General features: G+C 59.4%; 11 protein-coding genes, 5 pseudogenes and 1 riboswitch. Of the genes and pseudogenes, 4 read left to right on the top strand and 12 right to left on the bottom strand.

The annotated features are described in order from the left end of the window. The first annotated feature begins 31 nt into the window (after positions 1-31). Positions 32-934 carry a dihydrodipicolinate synthase family protein gene (locus X760_RS65790; protein ID WP_023721426.1) on the top strand — a complete coding sequence of 301 codons (903 nt, stop codon included), beginning with the start codon at positions 32-34 and terminating at the stop codon, positions 932-934. A gap of 331 nt (positions 935-1,265) precedes the next feature. Here X760_RS65790 and metE read toward each other — a convergent pair whose 3' ends face one another. Together metE and X760_RS76585 are read right to left on the bottom strand one after the other, a co-directional pair. Next, entirely contained in the window at positions 1,266-3,611 is a 2,346-nt protein-coding gene (gene metE, locus X760_RS65785) for a 5-methyltetrahydropteroyltriglutamate--homocysteine S-methyltransferase (RefSeq protein WP_023721425.1), read from the bottom strand. Between the two features lie 94 nt (positions 3,612-3,705). Next, a riboswitch (cobalamin riboswitch) is annotated at positions 3,706-3,907 on the bottom strand. 493 nt (positions 3,908-4,400) lie between these two features. Next, a pseudogene (locus X760_RS76585) lies at positions 4,401-4,688 on the bottom strand (MFS transporter); the annotation flags it as partial. Here X760_RS76585 and X760_RS65770 point away from each other — a divergent pair. Together X760_RS65770 and X760_RS78930 are read left to right on the top strand one after the other, a co-directional pair. After that, entirely contained in the window at positions 4,651-5,391 is a 741-nt protein-coding gene (locus tag X760_RS65770) for a DUF6538 domain-containing protein (protein WP_348633248.1), read from the top strand. The pseudogene X760_RS76585 and the gene X760_RS65770 overlap by 38 nt on opposite strands. A gap of 31 nt (positions 5,392-5,422) precedes the next feature. Continuing rightward, a complete protein-coding gene (locus X760_RS78930) occupies positions 5,423-5,554 on the top strand; it encodes a hypothetical protein (RefSeq protein ID WP_023721421.1) in 132 nt (43 codons plus the stop codon). Between the two features lie 317 nt (positions 5,555-5,871). On the opposite strand, the gene X760_RS65765 is transcribed toward X760_RS78930, so the two are convergent. Continuing rightward, entirely contained in the window at positions 5,872-6,705 is an 834-nt protein-coding gene (locus X760_RS65765; RefSeq protein WP_036245509.1) for a helix-turn-helix transcriptional regulator, read from the bottom strand. A gap of 218 nt (positions 6,706-6,923) precedes the next feature. Further along, a pseudogene (locus X760_RS65760) lies at positions 6,924-8,240 on the bottom strand (MFS transporter); the annotation flags it as partial. A 281-nt stretch (positions 8,241-8,521) separates the two neighbouring features. Between X760_RS65760 and X760_RS65755 the strand changes: the two are divergent. Next, entirely contained in the window at positions 8,522-9,199 is a 678-nt protein-coding gene (locus X760_RS65755; protein ID WP_245278687.1) for a transposase, read from the top strand. Positions 9,200-9,231: 32 nt separating this feature from the next. Here X760_RS65755 and X760_RS78170 read toward each other — a convergent pair. The 8 genes and pseudogenes from X760_RS78170 to X760_RS65730 all read right to left on the bottom strand — a co-directional run bounded on the left by X760_RS78170 (position 9,232) and on the right by X760_RS65730 (position 17,469). Then, a pseudogene (locus X760_RS78170) lies at positions 9,232-10,168 on the bottom strand (adenosine kinase). A gap of 44 nt (positions 10,169-10,212) precedes the next feature. Next, positions 10,213-10,419, bottom strand: a pseudogene (locus tag X760_RS79175) (adenosine kinase); the annotation flags it as partial. A 108-nt stretch (positions 10,420-10,527) separates the two neighbouring features. Continuing rightward, entirely contained in the window at positions 10,528-11,703 is a 1,176-nt protein-coding gene (gene metK / locus X760_RS65745; protein WP_023721418.1) for a methionine adenosyltransferase, read from the bottom strand. Between the two features lie 54 nt (positions 11,704-11,757). Next, positions 11,758-12,133: pseudogene (glyA, locus tag X760_RS75175) on the bottom strand (serine hydroxymethyltransferase); the annotation flags it as partial. Positions 12,134-13,029: 896 nt separating this feature from the next. Further along, positions 13,030-13,821, bottom strand: a complete 792-nt coding sequence (locus X760_RS77325; protein WP_023721416.1) for a hypothetical protein — start codon at positions 13,819-13,821, stop codon at positions 13,030-13,032. Positions 13,822-14,087: 266 nt separating this feature from the next. Next, positions 14,088-14,246 (bottom strand): hypothetical protein, encoded by a 159-nt coding sequence (locus X760_RS77320; RefSeq protein WP_023721414.1) that lies wholly within the window; start codon positions 14,244-14,246, stop codon positions 14,088-14,090. A 103-nt stretch (positions 14,247-14,349) separates the two neighbouring features. After that, positions 14,350-15,762 (bottom strand): hypothetical protein, encoded by a 1,413-nt coding sequence (locus tag X760_RS65735; RefSeq protein ID WP_156948183.1) that lies wholly within the window; start codon positions 15,760-15,762, stop codon positions 14,350-14,352. Between the two features lie 174 nt (positions 15,763-15,936). After that, the gene (locus X760_RS65730; protein ID WP_023721412.1) at positions 15,937-17,469 is read right to left on the bottom strand and encodes a Fic family protein; all 1,533 of its coding nucleotides are present in this window, start codon (positions 17,467-17,469) and stop codon (positions 15,937-15,939) included. Positions 17,470-17,773: the final 304 nt, after the last annotated feature.

The following is a 17,773-nucleotide window of genomic DNA, read 5'->3' as shown; positions in this document are numbered from 1 at the left end:
CTGCGCTCACACATAGATCTGGAGCCTTGCCATGGCATTCCTGAGCGGTCTTTCCGCGTTCCCCATCACCCCGAGCAATCGTGACGGCCGCGTCGATAACGTTGCCCTGCGCAGGCTGATTGCTCGGCTTGGCACCGCTCAGGTCGATTCCATCGGTCTTCTCGGCAGCACCGGCACCTACATGTATCTGTCGCGCGAGGAACGGCGACGGACGCTCGCCGAGACCTTGGACGAAACCGCGGGGCGAATGCCGGTCCTGGTGGGTGTAGGCGGGCTGCGCACCGATGAAGCCGTGGGGCTCGCGCAAGACGCCAAGGCCCTTGGAGCTGCTGCGGGTTTGCTTGCCGCCGCTTCCTACACCCCGCTTACTGATGACGAGGTGTTCGAACATTTCTCCACTGTGGCGCGCGAAAGTGGCCTGCCGATCGTCGTCTACGACAATCCAGGAACGACGCATTTCCATTTCAGTCCACCCCTTGTCAGCCGCCTGGCAAAGGTGGCTGGGATTGTCGCCATCAAGAATCCGACAGACAAGGGCGATGCGATCAAGAGCCATCTGGCCGACCAGAGGCGCACTGTGCCGGAAGGGTTCTCGATCGGCTACAGCGGCGACTGGAACGCCGCAGAGGCCATGATCGCCGGGGCCGACACATGGTACAGCGTCCTCGCCGGCATCCTGCCCGAGGTCTGCGTGAAGATCGTCACGGCGGCGCAACAGGGCGATGCGGCCGAAGCGCGACGGATCGATGCCACGCTTGCGCCGCTCTGGAGCCTCTTCAAGGAGTTCTCGAGCCTTCGCGTCGTCTATGCACTTGCCGAATTGCTCGACATTTGCCGTGCCGACCCCCCGCGTCCCATCCTGCCTCTGCCCTCAGCAGCGAAGCGCCAGATCGCCGCCGCGTTGGAACGCTTGCCATCGGATGTCAAGCGGTGAATAGCGAACCCGGCAGCCAGTGAAGGAACCTGTCATGTATGTACCCGCGCATTTCGATGAACCGAGCCGAGAAGTCCGCTACGAACTGATCGAGAACAGTGCACTTGGCATGCTGGTCTCGACGCCAATCACATCCCCTTCGAACTCGACACGTCACAGGGAGAAAACGGTACCCTTTACTCCTGCGCGATTAATACACGTGCCGAAGGAAAGTGCACATTTCGCTCGAGTGACTTATTTCAAAGGATGTGATCGCGTTTTGGCACATTCACAGCCGACATGCGGCAGCCGGCAACTCACCACATGGTGAGCAACCAGGAAACCCTCAGGCCTACACTTTCTCCCGGAGCGCACGTGCTGCAGCGACCATGTTCATGAGGGCAGGGCGGACCTCCTCCCATTTGCGTGTTTTGAGGCCACAGTCCGGGTTTACCCACAGTTGGGCATCCGACAGTCGGTCGCGGGCAAGCATGACGAGGTCCGAAATCTCCCCGACTTCCGGGACACGTGGTGAGTGAATGTCGTAGACTCCGGGCCCGATTTCGTTCGGATATTTGGAGCTCGTGAAGGCGTCCAGCAGTTCCATTTTCGAGCGCGACGTCTCAATCGAAATGACATCCGCATCCATTTCAGCGATCGCGTCGATGATCTCGTTGAACTCCGAGTAGCACATGTGGGTATGGATTTGAGTCGCGTCCTTTACACCCGTTGAAGCGATCCGGAAGCATTCGACAGCCCAGTCGAGATAGTCGTTCCAATCAGACTGGCGCAGTGGCAATCCTTCGCGAAACGCGGCCTCATCGATCTGGATCATCCTTGCGCCGGACCATTCGAGATCCGTCACCTCGTCGCGGATGGCGAGCGCGATCTGGCGGCATGCTTCGGAGCGGGGTACGTCGTCGCGAACAAAAGACCAGTTGAGAATGGTCACCGGGCCTGTGAGCATTGCCTTCACAGGGTTTTCCGTAAGCGACTGGGCGAATTGGCACCAGCGCAGCGTGATCGGATTGGGCCTCGATACGTCGCCGAAGATGATGGGGGGGCGCACGTAACGCGACCCATAGCTCTGCACCCAGGCATGCTGGGTGAAGGCGAAGCCGGACAGCTGCTCGCCGAAATGCTGTACCATGTCGTTTCGTTCGAACTCACCGTGCACCAGCACGTCCAGCCCGATCTCTTCCTGCCAGCGAATTGCAGCCTCGATCTCCTTCTTCAGGAAGGTCTCGTAGTCGACATAGCTCAGCTGGCCCTTCGCATGAGCGGCCCGCGCCCTGCGTACCTGCGGCGTCTGCGGGAAGGACCCGATGGTCGTCGTCGGGAACGGCGGCAGCCCGAGCGTGCCGGCCTGGACTCTGGAGCGCTCGGCAAAAGCGCTCTCTCGTCGCTTCATGCTGTCGTCAATGCTGGCGATCCGCCCCTCAACAAGCGGGTCATGGATCTTCGTGGATGTCACGCGAGTGGCGGCAGCCTCGGCAGACGCTTTCAACGCGCCTGCCACCGCATCCCTGCCTTGGGACAGGGCCCGGGCAAGCAACACCAACTCGTCGGTCTTCTGGGCCGCGAAGGCGAGCCACGACCTGATGTCGGCGTCGAGTTCCGTCTCCATGCGCAGGTCGATCGGCACATGCAGCATCGAGCACGAAGGCGCGATCTCGACGCGGTCCAAGGGCCAGCCGGCGACGATCGGTTTGATGCGGTCGAGAATGGCGGGCAGGTTCGCACGCCAGACGTTGCGGCCATCGATCAAGCCAAGCGAGAGCACCAGATCCTTCGGTGCGAGCCGACCCACCGTTTCCAGCTGCTCGGGAGCGCGCACGAGATCAATATGCAGCCCGGCCAGGGGCAGAGAAACCGCGGTTTCGAGATTGTCTCCCAGGGGCCCGAAATAGGTAGCCAGCATGATTTTCAACTCGGGCGCGGCTTTTGACAGGTGGCCATAGGCGAATTCGAACGCAGCTCGTTCGTTCGGGTTCAGATCGAGGACAAGCGCTGGCTCATCGATCTGCACCCAATCGGCACCCGACAGCTTCAAGCTCCGCAGGAGTTGCTCGTAGACGGGCAGAAGCCGTGGTAGGAGCGCGATGGGATCGAAGCCTTCGGCAGGCGATTTCGCCAGCTTGAGGAAGGTGACCGGTCCAAGGATGACTGGGCGTGTGTGAATGCCCAGGGCTTTAGCCTCGAGGAAGTAATCAACCGGCTTCGTCGACGAAAGGGCGAGCGTCTGATCATCGTCTAGTTCCGGCACAATGTAATGATAGTTGGTGTCAAACCACTTGGTCATTTCCATCGCGGTTACACCAGGCCGATAAGCCGCATGCTGGTGACCACCGTGCCCGCAATCCTCCGTCTGACCTTGGTTGCCGCGCGCCATGGCGAAGTAGATGTCGAGTGGGATCTCGCCGCCATTCCAGGCGTAACGGGACGGAAGGGCGCCGACCATGGCTGCGGTGTCGAGCACATGGTCGTAAAGCGAGAAGTCGTTCGACGGGATTTTCGACACGCCGCGATCGCGCTGCTCCTCCCAGCTAGCGGCACGGAGCGCCTTCGCCGTCGTGAGAAGGTCGGCAGCGGACGATTTTCCGGACCAGTAGCTTTCAAGCGCGAATTTCAGTTCTCGCCGACGACCGAAGCGCGGCACGCCGAGCGTTGCTACAGGAATTTGCTGAGAGATAGTCATGCCATACCCCGATGGTTGGGGCGTCGGTGACAAGGAAGGCGCTAGCAGGTCGGCACGAACGCCAGGCTGCAGCGGCCACCGAGACACCCCGCCCGTGGACGTAATTCGCCGTGGCAGGTCTCCTGGCTCGCGGGGTCATAGCCTCTACCCGTCTTCCCAAGGCTATTCGCCTCAGTGACATGAGTGGGGTTGGCTTGCCGCTAACAGTTGCGGGGGCAGCGCCGGCATCGCACCGGCTTCCCTCTTAGCTCCGCTGCGGCAGCGCCGAACGGAGAACCACGGCACGGGAGACAATTACAGCAGTTCGCTTCTTAGTCAATGCCGCATAAAGAAATGTTTATGTCGTTATGTTAAATTTCCGTTGGTATGTTCCCAAAAGTCGCCTCGAAAGCGAAAACTGTGGAAGCGTTGAGCGGCCGGTAAATCAAAGCAATGACGCACAGCGGTCCAGGAGGATAGGAGTTCGTCGGCTGCCGGCGGCAAACATACCGGCAAGGCCGTGGTGCTGCTTGCCGCATCATGCGAACGCCACCTCGGCATCGAACTTCGGCTCCAAGGTTCCGACCGCCTCTTTGGTGATCTGCTCGCGACCACATTCGACTCAATGGCGAGGCTGTTGCCCATTTGGAACGGGTTGGCCGTAATGCCCGCGGTGACACGACACAACGATTTTGAGGGGAGCACCCGAGGCCCGGTGCAGCGCCGCGTTGCGGAGGATCGAGGCCGACGTCTCGAACTGCTCGTTCGCAGCCACCGGCTCAAGGTAACCGCGCGCAAACCATCGGGCCAGCTCAAGTCCTGTCCCGAGTGAGGCCTGAGCGGCAAATCGTCGTGCACGCGCACGGTTTGGCGTTCGATCTTATAATGCGTCTTGGGCGGGCAATCGCCACGGTGCAGCGCTTCCAGGCGCGCAACGATTTCGGCGTCATCCTGGGTCTGCCTGTTGTTGTGGCGAACATACTCGACCCAGGTTGGCACGTGATAACACTCGGTCCATAGTTCGGGCTTTTCCAGGTCACGCAGCAACGCCCATTGTCTGGTGCCATCTCGCAGCCGGGCTTTTCGCCACGATGTCATCACACCGAGAAGTTTCAATCCTCTCCCGCAACACCAGCTTACTCCCTTTGATAGGGAACAACTATCTGACTTTCTTGGTCTTTTTGCCGCCTGTCTGGTACACAGGGGTGGTACACATGAGCTTGAGAATGCCCGGACCTTAAGACTGGCTTGTATTACTCTTCGGCAACGCGCGCCTGCCGATTTGAAGGATATTCCACTCGATGGAAGGGTGACAATTCCCGTTGGCGGCACCATCAGAACGGTGAAAGCGGTCGCAACCGTCAAGGTCAGCCTCGATACCAAAGACCCCGCAGAGGCCAAGAGGCGGCATCGCGAGACGGACGCTGCGCTCCATGAGTTCTGGCAGCGGTTCAGGCAAGGCCCTCAGCCGCTCACCAACAAGCAGTTCCAGGCCCTCGCGGGCATCCTCTACGCTCGCTTGGTCGGCATGATGGACAGCGAACCGGGGGGAAGGCATCTGGAAAGCGGTCCAGCGGCTAAACAAGGGCAAAGAGGAGGGGTTGACCGCTGGTTCGGTCCTACAGTCGATGAACTGTTCGTTGAGCGGGGCGTGAACACCGATCCCCTCACGAACCGGCGTGTTCACGCTGCCTTCAAGGCAATCCAGCTTGCGGCTGAAACGAATCTCAGGAAGCCGGAGGCGACTATTCACCCGATGAGGCGCAGAAGCGGTTCCCAATTGGGAAGCCGAGGGCGGTGAGGGCAAGCCAGCGCCACGGGCGGAGGGGGACTTGGACCTGTTTGCCCTGCTGGACCACAAGTTCGCGACACAGGGCCTCGAGGAGAAGACCAAGAGTGATTATGCGCGGGACCTCGCCAATTTCATCAAAAGCAGCGGGCAGTCAAAGTTCGGGGCCGATTGACATGGAGATAACCATCGCGGCGGACCGCCCAGGCGGACCGCAAGCCGGAATACAAGCGGGTGCAGGCGGCCAAGCTCGTCCACAAGATGGCGTCGGGCACACACCGGCGATGGGAGAGCGGACCGTGGAGTGCAGGAACTTCACGTCTATCCACGCTCCCGTGGGCGTGTCCTGCGGCACATCGGCAGCGATATTGAGGAGGCAGTTGAGCTTCTGGTCGAGCACTCTTACCTGCCACTACCTACGATTAACGTCATCTCGTACTGAAAACGCAGCACGCAAGGTCGATATGTAACATGCGCCCTTCGTGGATGATTCTAAGCTTCCTCGGGCGCGGTCAATCTGTGATAACGGTCGCTTGGAACCTCCATCACCGCGACGCGATCAAGGTTGGCGTATCGCGCTCGGTAGTAACCTTCTTCCTCCACTTCGGCGAAACTACACTGGGGAACGTCAAAGGTCGCAGCTTCCAATCCGAAGAAAGTCGTAGTGGTTTCTTCATCCAAGAAGTTCCACTCATCTTCTCCGTCGTCATACGTGACGCGAACATAGGAGGCCATGCGCACGGCTTCCTGATCACCCATCTCTGCGATGATGGCATCGCATTCTTTCTTCAGCTTTCCTGAAGCCTCACCCTTATCCCAGTCATCCAAAGCCCGATAGATTTCTGGATGATAATACTCTGGCATCTCCTCTACATCGTCACCGATAAGCTCAATGGTGCGGACATATTGCGGATTGATCAAGAGTATTTTGTTGTCAAGGCTCCAACAATACAGCCATGGCCTGCTTGTGTTATTTCTACGAAGATTATGAAGTTCCTTCAACTGATGTAAGATCGATTCACGCGCCTTTTCATCGATAGGATATTGGCGGCTGCCAACAGTCATCTTGATTCTAAGCGTGCCGTATCGCGTTTCGGCATCGGCAATTGCAAACGGGCTCGTGCGCCACTCCTCGACATCAATCTTCCAGCCCAGCAGCTCCTCGACTGTGCATTTCAACGTGAGACAAAGGTCCTTGATCTGCTCGACGTTCAACTGCGTTTTGCCTGTTTCCCAACGGGCCACAGTCTGTTGCGTCGTTGCCATCTGCTCTGCCAAATCTTTTTGAGTCATGCCCAGTCGAACCCTAAGTTCTTTTATGTTCATAACTCACCTCGCGTGTTCAATACACGCATTGTGGATGAATTAATCTAACACGTCAAGCGTGTTCAAAAATCGCAGCATGTGTTTCTAGGGCGTCTTCGAGGCTCCGGCAGCCGTTCGTGACCACTTGCGCAAGACACAGGGCTGGTACACAGCACGAATGGGCGATCAAAAATTAGTGCTGAAATTCAGATAATTATTGTGGGCGAGTCTGGATCTCTCTGATCGACACGATAGTCGAACCATCACCATGATCGGACCGCTTCGTGGCCGCAGGTCAAGTTGCAGCGTCGGTTCGGTGAACTTGTTGGTCGGATCCAGATTGAGCGTTTCAAAATCCGGCTGACGCAGAAGGATGCCCATCAGTCCCCCAATCACAAGAACCAGCTGGCGGACGAGCAAGGCTCCCGAAACACCTTGGACATCCGCCAGTTCGCCCCAAAGCCAGCTTCCCGCCGCCATGCCGCCGTATGTGGCCGTCTGATAGAGAGACAGGGCGCGTCCAACCACCCACCGTGGCGCCGAAAGCTGCACTGTGACGTTAAACAGCGAGAATGATTGAATCCAGGCCGCACCGGCTGGCATGAAGAGCAGACAGCTCAGCCCAACGTGCTCGCTCCATGCCCGAAAGAAGCAGCTGATCGCCAATATAAAGAACGCACCGCGAATGACCCATTCGTTGGAGAGAACTTCTCGGACCCGCCCGATGAGGAGCGCGCCGCAAATCGCTCCCAGGCCGAAGAAGCCAAGCGTCACGCCGTAGATGACCGCGGTCCCTTTGACCTGTTCGCGAGCAACCAACGGCAGGAGAGCCAAAATGACAACGACGGTGAGGCCGAAAACGAAACTCCGGCACATCACCTTGAGAAGGTTCGGCGACAAGAGCACGTAACGGAAGCCGGCCGCCATCGCACTGCCGAAAGCCTCCCGCGGCAGCGCTTGTCGTGCCCGTACGGCTTTCCACCGCAACAGCGCAGCGATCAGAGCGAAGTAGCAAAAGACGTTGAAGAGGAACGCGAAGGCCGCACCGGCTGTGGCCACGATTATGCCGCCAATCGCCGGCCCGATGCTGCGCATTAGATTGTAGCTCATGCCGTTGAGCGCAACCGCGCTAGGCAGGTGTTCGCGAGGCAGGATATCCCCCATCGAGGCTTGCCAAGAGGGATCGTGCAATGCCCAACCACAGCCGATCAGAAAGGTGAGACCCAGAAGGGTCCAGGGTGTCATTTCCCCCGCATAGGTCAGGAACGCCAGGAAAGCGGATACGCAGACCATCAGCAGTTGCGCAGTCAACATGATCCGGCGACGGTCAAAGTTGTCCGCGAGCGCTCCCGCCGCGAGCGAAAAGATCATGTAGGGGAGGGTGGTCGATGACTGGACGAGCGCCACCATTCCATGGGAGGCGCGATGCTCGTCATCAGCCAAGCCGCCGCCACACCGTCCACTAGGGTGCCAAGGTTCGAAACGAGTGCAGCCGACCATAGCGAACGGAAGGTCTTGTGCTGAAAAGGAACGAGTGAAGATGTTCTCTTCGGCATTGTGGGAAGCTTCGGGATCGAGCGCGGGGCTGGATTTGGTTCGCCTCCCTCAACCGTGGCCTCGCCGTACAAGCCAAGCTGCCACAGTGGCGCGCCTGCTAACCCAGAAAACTTGGCTTACAGGCATGCGCAGGACGCGCGAAGCCGCTCAAATCTCCCCAGATGGCCATCGAAGACCGGCATCACTTGCCCGTTGAGCGGCTATACGATAATGCTCCGCGCTAAGCAGGAAGCGCCAAAAATTCGAGCGGCGACTTCATTCTCCTATTCAGGAAGGAACTATGAGGCGGCAGACGCGACCATTCACTGTGGAAGTCAAACAAAAGCGCAATTATCAAGAATCCGCACGTTCCATCTGGGGCAATTTCGACATTGCCGCGGCGATGGCCGAGACAACAAAGGAAGTCGAGCCGTTAAATCGTCAGCTTGTTGACTCTACTGTAGTGGCCCTTGATGCTGAACCTTTGCACAAACCGCGAGTGGAGCATTTCATGGCCAATCCCCTGGAAACCGAGTCAGCAGTAGTTCCTAGCGAACCGGCAGACAAAGCGGAAACGCCAAAACCGAAGACGAGAGCGCGGCGGTCGAGGAAGCCAGAAGCTGAGGCGAGCGCGCCTGCCGGCAAGAAGGGCGCCAAGCCGATATCTGCGACTACTGAAGCACCGCCGTCAGCGCGAACAGGCCGAAAGAGCTACTCCGCGAAGGATCGTGCCCAGAAGCTGGCGCAGATCGAGGCCTCGATCGGCGGCGGCGCTACTCTCAAGAGCGCGGTGAAGCAAGCCGGCATCTCGGAACAGACATATTATCTTTGGAAGAAGGCGGCGGCGCCTGCGGCGGACAGTGACGGGCTGAAGGATCTCGTCGCGCTCGAGGAAGAAAACAAGCGGCTAAAGAGCCTGCTTGCCGATCGTCTCCGCAAGGAGAATGCGGAACTGAAGAAAAGGCTCGGGCTGGATTAAGGAGGGTGGGCAGCTGGTTCTTGGCTCGCCACCTACAGCAATCCCGCCTGCTCGGCCTCGCGGCGCAAATTCTGCCTTGGCCTTGGGCCGATTTGCTGGATGACCAGCCCGGCTGCCAGCGAGCCGAGATCGCCGCAATCCTTGAGGCTGCGGCCTTGCGTGTAGCCGTAGAGGAAGCCGGCGGCATAGAGGTCGCCGGCGCTTGTCGTGTCGACCAGCTCGCGGATCCTGGTCGCATTGATGGTCACGGTCTCGTCGCCGCGCACGATCACCGAGCCCTTTTCCGAGCGGGTGACGGCGGCGATCTTGCAGTCCCTGCGGATCCGCGCCAGCGCCTCGTCGAATGAAGCGGTCTGGTAGAGCGACTTGATCTCGTGGCTGTTGGCAAAGACGATATCGACGGTGCCGGAGCGCATGAGATCGAGGAACTCGTCGCGGTAGCGGTCGACGCAGAACGAGTCCGACAATGTCATCGACACTTCGCGCCCGGCGGCATGGGCGAGCTTCGCCGTCTGCCTGATCGCCTCCTTGGCGCGCGGCGGGTCCCACAGATAGCCCTCGAAATAGGTGACCGCGGCGCCCGACGCCTTGTCGGCCTCGACGTCCTCCGGGCCGAGCTCGACGCAGGCGCCGAGATAGGTGTTCATCGAGCGCTCGCCGTCCGGCGTGACGAAGATCATCGAGCGCGCCGTCGGCGGTTCGCCGTTGAGCGNAGGTGTTCATCGAGCGCTCGCCGTCCGGCGTGACGAAGATCATCGAGCGCGCCGTCGGCGGTTCGCCGTTGAGCGGCCTGGTGTCGAAGGCGACGCCCTGGGCATGGATGTCATGCGCGTAGATTTCGCCGAGTGCGTCGTTCGAGACCTTGCCGAAGAAGGCGGCGCGGCCGCCGAAGCTGGCCACGCCCGCCGCCGTGTTGCCGGCGCTGCCGCCCGAGGCTTCAATGGCCGGGCCCATGCGGCTGTAGAGCAGTTCGGCGCGCCTCGTAGATCGGAAGAGCGTCGTGTAGGGAAAGNGGCCACGCCCGCCGCCGTGTTGCCGGCGCTGCCGCCCGAGGCTTCAATGGCCGGGCCCATGCGGCTGTAGAGCAGTTCGGCGCGCCTCGTGTCGATCAAATTCATCGCGCCCTTGATGATGCCGTTCGTCTCCAGGAACGCCTCGTCGCACTGGGCGATGATGTCGACGATGGCATTTCCTATACAAAGCACGTCATAGTCCGGCATCAATTCATGTCTCCGCCAAAAACCCACCGGCTTTCTGGCATGCCGGCGCGGGCGGGTCTGGCCAGTGGGAATGGGCTTTCCGCTTGCCAATCGGTTCGGCGCCAGCCCTCACGGGGCGGCAAGTCCTGCCTCGCGACGCAATTCGTCGGCCCTGTCTGTCTTCTCCCAGGTGAAGTCAGGCTCTTCACGGCCGAAATGGCCATAGGTCGCGGTCTTGCGGTATATAGGGCGTAAGAGATCAAGCATCTTGATAATGCCCTTCGGTCTGAGATCGAACAACTCAAGAATGAGGCGCTCGATCCTTCTTTCCTCAACCCTCGCTGTTCCGAACGTGTTGACCATGACAGAAACCGGACTGGCCACGCCGATTGCGTAAGCAAGCTGCACCTCGCAGACGTCCGCAAGTCCGCTAGCGACGATATTCTTTGCGACATACCGGGCCGCATAGGCAGCTGAGCGGTCAACCTTGGACGGGTCTTTGCCCGAAAAGGCGCCGCCGCCGTGACGACCCATCCCACCATAAGAATCGACGATGATCTTGCGTCCAGTGAGACCGCAGTCGCCGCGCGGCCCGCCGACTACGAACCTCCCCGTCGGGTTGACCAGAATTCTGATGCCTTCCGTCTCCAGGTGGGTCGGCAGGACAGGCTTTATGATTTCCTCAATGACGCCCTCGCGGACCGTCTCTTGCGAGACCTGCTCGTCATGTTGGGTCGATACGACGATGGTATCCAGGGCGACAGGGCGCAACCCCTCATAGCGCACTGAGACTTGGGATTTCATGTCAGGACGCAACCAGCCAAGCTGTCGTGCTTTCCGGACATCTGCCTGTCGTTTCGTCAAGCGATGAGCGAGCTGGATCGGCAAAGGCATCAGAGTATCGGTTTCGCGGCATGCGTAGCCGAACATGAGGCCCTGATCTCCCGCTCCCTGTTGGAGGTCCTGCCCTCGTCCCTCGTCAACGCCCTGGCTGATGTCGGGCGACTGCTCGGTGAGTGCATGAACGACGGAGCAACGCCGGCCGTCAAAGCCGACGGCCTCGTCGTCGTATCCAATATCGAGAATCGTATCGCGCGCAACTTGGCTATAATCCACCTGCGCATCGCTGGTAATCTCGCCAGCCAGAACGACCATCCCTGATTTTACCAACGCTTCACAGGCGACGCGCGCCTTGGGATCGGTGCGGAGGATGGCATCGAGGATGGCATCCGAGATGTTGTCGGCCAACTTATCCGGGTGTCCCGCGCCAACCGATTCGGAAGAGAACACGAACTGCCTAGCCATGAAATGCCTCGCTTCGGGTGTTGGAGTTGTATGGGGCATTTTGCTTAGCCCACCTTACCTGTCGGTGAGGCCCGGGACCTCGAACGCAGCGCACAGGTCGGCAACGTCTCTTCGCAAGCAGGCATGGAGATCTTCGTCTTCTGGCTCGCCGGAGGACGGAGTCCATGAAGCCAGCAATTTGCACGGTTTCCACATCGCGCAAGCCCATTGACGTCACTGCTGGCGCCCCCAGGCGAATTCCGCTTGTGACCTCAGGATGGCGCGAGTCCCCCGGCACCATATTAAAGTTCGTAATGATGCCTGCCTTCGCTAACCGCTCGGCATAAGCCTTGCCGGATAGTGGTCGATCGGGAAGATCAAGGATCAGCATGTGATTGTCAGTGCCCCCGGTGACCAGGTCATAACCTCGGTCCAGAAGCGCGTGGGCCAGAGGCCGCCAAGCGAGACCGTCCGCAAGTGTCGGGCGGCGCGATGGCGCCGTCGGCGGAGTTGTCCATGGTGGTTTCGCGCTCCAATTGGATCTATTTCACGGTCAAGCATGCGATCCCCTTCGACGGCGCGTCTTGTGTCGCTTCGAGCCGTTGAAGGTCTCGTTTGTGATAGCCATCGCCGTGGGGCAGGAGATCAACCAACAACTGAACCAGCCCGCCGTCCTTACCTGCTGCTTTGAGATGGTACGAGCACCACGGGCGTTGTTCGTTGCAGTAAAGAAAGTCGGCTCTGGCCAGTAGCCGGACGTGTCGTACAACGTGCTCACGACGCAGACCCAGAATCTCCGCTAGCTGGCAGACAGTTAGGTCCGCGTGCGCGCAAAGACCTAGGATTCGAAGGCGATCTAACTGCGCTGCCGTCCGTAGGCGACTGACCAGTGTCAGCATTGGTCAGGACCAAGCCACTTGGAAAGCCTAGGCACTCGTCCTACTGAATTTGTCATTTCGCGTTCTCCACAGATGTTGCGGCTTTCGAACCAAATTATATGGTTGATTGTCCACCGACCGGACAATGTCGGTGGCCGTGAAGATACTGTTTTGAGCCGATATGGCTGTGTCGAACAAACAAGATGGGCGCTCTTCTTGCCATTGCCTTTAGCCGAAATTGCACGCAGTTCGGCGGGTCGGAGAATAAGCGGCGCCACGGTTTGGACCCCACTGACCTCAGACGTTGCAATAAGCCTACCATTCACAGCGAACCGGAGTTGCTAAGAGTCAATGAATTTCCTTGAAGGATCTGTTGCAACGTTTGCCCAGCCCGCTCGTGCTCCCGGTTTGCAGCGGTCAATCTCGAGCAGACTGACCGTGATGCAAAGATGACAAAGAAGGTTCCCTTTCAATCCGATCTTCTTCCGGCGCCAAGGGATACGGCCTGTCCCCTTGTAGTAAAGCGTAGTGAGAAGATTCCATGTGCGGTCAGCTTGATCCTGGATTTTACGCTCGCTGGACTGCTTGATTTTGCGGGGAATGGTGACCCTATCGTCCAGCACGTCCTCCCAAACGAGCTGAGCTCAAGGAGGCTCATGCCGTCGAATGGTGAGATTTTGCGGGGCTCATCGGCTTTGAAATATGTGTCGATCAAGTGCCGCATATCAGCCTCGTAGGCCTTCAGATCGAGGCTTTCGTTGCTGGCCAGACGCACAGTGTCCCGCGCATTCAGGTAATGCTCGACCTGTTTCTTGATGCGGGCAACGTGGGAGTTGTTGTAGCCTGCGGCATCCATTTCATCCGCGATATTAGCATACGCCCGCAGCAGCCCTGCGGTTGCCTTGTACAGGGCCGCGCGCTGAGGTTCGCGCGATTTAAGGTCTGACGCGATTTCGGTGTTGCCGCAGAAGAAGTGGATGTATTCTAGTTCTCCTTTCGGCGGCTCCACTCGCTCGCAAAGCAGGACAATGCGTTCCAGGGCTTGATCGAGACATTCTTTTCCTTTTTTCAGACTTTCCTTGAGCAGCACATCCGGAGCCGGCCCGTCGTCGGAATGATCAAGTTCCGACGTATAGACCGCGATCGCATTCTCAACCTTCTTGAACAGGCCCTTGTAGGCGACGATATAACCCAAATCCTTGTCCTCGCCGTCAAGCCGATTGGTCCGGCAAATCGCTTGGAACAGGCCGTGGTCCTGCATAGACGTGTCTATGTAGACATAGGTGCAGCGCATCGAAAGCTGTGAGCAGCTTGTCGACGACCACCAGCAGCTTCATGTTCGCCGGCTCCTTGGTGAAAAGAGCCTTGGCCGCCTCCTCGTACACCTCGGTTTTGGACAAACCGCCCTTGGCCTCAACGCGCTTCAGCAACTCGGTGTAGGTGTTGTAAATGACCTGCCGGTCGGTATCGGTGTTGGCGCCCGTCCTTCCTTTGTGATGTCCTGCGCATTCGGATTGTACGATTTGATCAGGGCGCACTTGTTGCGGAACGGGTCTTTTGAAAAAGCTCGAAGTACTTGCAGGCTTCGTAGATGCTGGAGGCCACGAGGATTGCGTTGCCGCGTTCGCTTGACAGGCGGGGCTTCACGCTGAAATCGAAGACGATGTCGCTGACGACACGATCCATGCGGGATCGCGAGCTGAGCACGTTTTACATCGTGCCCCATTTCTTTTTTAGCTCATCCCTTTGCCAGTCATTCAGGGCCTTGGTTTTGGCATCGAACCACTGATCAATTTTGTCCTCTGAACCCAGGCGCTGTCCGGGGGCCGAGCGTCTCAGTGCCGTTTTCGCGGAAGGCTGACAGCGCCAAATCTTCCCGCCGCTCAAACAGCCCATAAAGGAACATTTCCACAGCATGCACGGTCGCTATGGCAGCAAGCCGCCGATTATCGGCGCCGCCTTCCAGCTGCAGCTCTTCTGCCTTGCGGAAGAAGTCGCGCGCCATCAGGAGAAAGCCATCGACCTGCGGCAGCATCTCGTTTTGGCGCGCGAGATATTCAAGCACCAAGGCCGCGACAAAATCCTCTGCCCACGGCTCTGCCTGCCAGCCTCCCAGCACGGTCTGACCGGAGACCAGCCAGGCATCTCCAGCCGCCAGCACGTGGGGCACGTCATCGACAAAATCAGACCGGCGAATAGCCTCCATCGCGAGTGTCGTGGCGATGACCTCGGGATCCTCTTCGCCCGCGTCGCGCGGAAGCGCGCCTGTGTCAGGAATAACTTGTGTGATCAGCCATGACACGGCTTTCCGAATTGCGTCGTGGTAGCGGTCATCGCCAAGCCGCTGAAGGGCGACTGTCGCAAGGGCCGTGGCGCGCAGGCCGGGCCGGGGAACCCCTTCTCTAGTTTCATTCCAGCAGCCCCCACCCTCCTGGCGGCGCACGAGGCGATCAGTCAGGACCGCAATTTCCCGGCGCAGATCGCCGATAAGTTTCGGGCTTCGCGAACAGCGCCAGAGTGGGTAGCCGATATCTTCAACCGGGGCGGCCGCTTCTCCCTCGCCAGTGCCGAGCGCGATCATATGCGTTGCGCATTCGGCCAGCGCGCCGTCAAGGCGCCCCGCTTCCGTCGCGCTGCCGTAAAGGTCCAGGAACCACGCCAGCGAATAAGACCAGTCGGCAGGCAAGTCCTGCCCATTGTGATCCCTTGCGACGACGGCCACGACGGCGTTGCGGCCTTGGGGCGTGCGGGGCTCTATCCCAAGGATCGGGTATAATTCGGGTGTCGGCTGCTGAAGGATACGCGCCGGCACGAGCGACAGTGCTTTCTCCAGCGAGGGAGGAAAATCCTCCAGTTCTTCGGCCAGTTCGGCAGCTTCTCTCCTCGTCCCTCGCGGCGCGCTTCTAACATATTCTGCCGCAACCACGGCAACGGTGCGCTGCGCCCGTTCAGCGGTGCCGGTGGCAATCAGCTCGGCCGGAATGTCACCATCCTTGATCGCCCAGTGCGTACGGTGCTGTTCGAACTGTTGAATGCGCAGCCGGTCCGCAATTCTCAACACCGCTGACCGGTCGAGAAAGGCATGTTCCGGATCGGGCTCGAAGGTGAAGGCCAGTTCGTGTCCGCGCCGAACGATATTGCGTATGCGGCCGTGCCGGACCACGCGCGCGAGCGGGCCTCCCTCCCCAACTTCGTACATCAACAGCGCCGGGATTTCCTCCAGCCGGCGCAATGTTTCAGGGCGCGCGAGGCCGATAGCCTCGGCCTCGGCGCCGCTCTATTCCTTGAAACGGTCAATGGTTGACGTGAACGGCGGCGTTTCCCACCACTCGCCGTGGCCCGAGACAAGCAAGTTAAACATGGCACACCACCGACCTCACGCCGCCTTCTCCATAGACCACTTCACCCGTTCGGCGAGAAAGGCGGCGAACGTTTTCACATTCATATTGACGCTCGCCTCCTCCAGCCCTGCGAGGTAGGCCTTCCGGTCATCGACTCTGACGACTGTCCAGGGGTAACCGCCTGAAGCCAGCATCGCGTTCATGAGGAACCGCGCCATTCGTCCGTTGCCGTCCGGATAGGGGTGCACATAGCCCACAAGCCAATGCCCCAGCACGGCACGCACGGAGGCCTCCTTCTCCGCCTCCAGCAGGTCGAACAGCTCATGCATACCATCGGCCACCGCTTCGGTACGCGGCGGCACGTGCTGCGAGCCGCGCAGGTACACAAGGTGGTTGCGATATCCCGCCAGCGCGCTGGCTTTGAGGATGCCGGCGGTCACTGACGGCGCGAACAGCTCCCGGTACCACTCCCGGTGAGTGTCCCGCGTCAACGCGCCGGCTGGCTTGCCGTTGATGATCGCGGCAACAGAGTCTTTGACCTTCTGGAATGCGAGGTAGTAGCCACGCGCGGCAAGCGCATCCCGGTTCTTGCGGTCCTCTTCATCAATCTCCGGATTCCAGCTCCCCTCGCGCACCCGGTCGATGAGTTCCGGGGTGACGCTGTACCCTTCTATCGACAGCGAATGGTAGGCGTCGCTTTCGTAGATATCCTCGACGAACTTCATATAGGCGTCTTTGTCGGACGGCAGTCCGGGTGCCTTCGGGAATATCTCGATGATGGCTTCGCGCTGCGATTGCCAGATCGCGCGCAGGCGGGCGACCAACGGCGGTACGCCCGCCGCAATGGTTGTCACTCCAATTTGTCCCGCGAACGGATCGGATTCGCGCACGTCATAGCCGGCGGCTTTGAAGGCGGCCACGATTTCATCGGCAAAGGAGTCGCGTCCTACGCGACGGAAGGCCCCCGCAAGCCGTCCCGCCACGGCGGAATGGCCGCCATCAAGCAGCAGGACCAGAACGGTTGATACGTCGCGCACCGACGCCATAGCGATCTGCATCTCGATAGGCGCGCGCTGGAAGAACGCTTGCGGCACCCGGGTAAGGGCGGCCTCGACAGTGAACACGCGCTGGCCGTTTTTCTCTGTCAGTTCGGCCGGCATCTCCTTGACCTTGAGGTCATAGAGCGAAGTGCCGAACAGCAGGTCGATTTTGTTATTCGTGCCTTTGGGGGTGTTCACCACCACCTGAGGCGGAATAGTGGGCGCTTCCGCGTGCAGAAGCAGCGAGTGCTCCGGTGACACGAACCAGTCCTTGCCGAACCGGTCATTGCAGTAAAGGGAGCAGAACTCCCAGAAGCTCGCGTACCAGGGGGTGGTGTCTTGCTGCTGTGCCTGCGGGCTGGTCGACATGAGCCAGCCTTTCATAACATCGCGCAGGAACCCGTTCTGCAGCAGCCGCTCCCGGTGGACGCGGGTCAGCTCATCTGATTTGAATATGCGCCGCCCACCCTTCTGCAGCTCTTTGAGGACGGCCAATGATACAGCGAGTTTTTCATGGGGCTTGGCCATGGCCGTACCTTTGCAACTTTTTAGAGCTGTGCGATTACAAGTATATATTGCTGATAGGAGACAAGTCAATGATGCTGTGGAGTTGCAAGTTTTTTAAGTTGTGCAATAACAAGCTTTTTATGCGATAATCGGCAAGTGAAATCACAGTTTTGATCGTTTCCATAGCTCGTCTGCGCGAAGGATCGTCACCCGGATGGGCCGAGACCAGCTCCCCAGCAGGCTACGCAGGGGCTCGGGGCGAGCCTACAGCCTGGCCCTCCGAAGCGCTTCGAAGGAGGACGCGCCTCTTTGAAAAACTCGCCCG

The sequence above is a fragment of the Mesorhizobium sp. LSHC420B00 genome (assembly GCF_000503055.1).
GTDB lineage: Bacteria > Pseudomonadota > Alphaproteobacteria > Rhizobiales > Rhizobiaceae > Mesorhizobium.
This window is presented reverse-complemented; position numbering and strand designations above follow the sequence as displayed.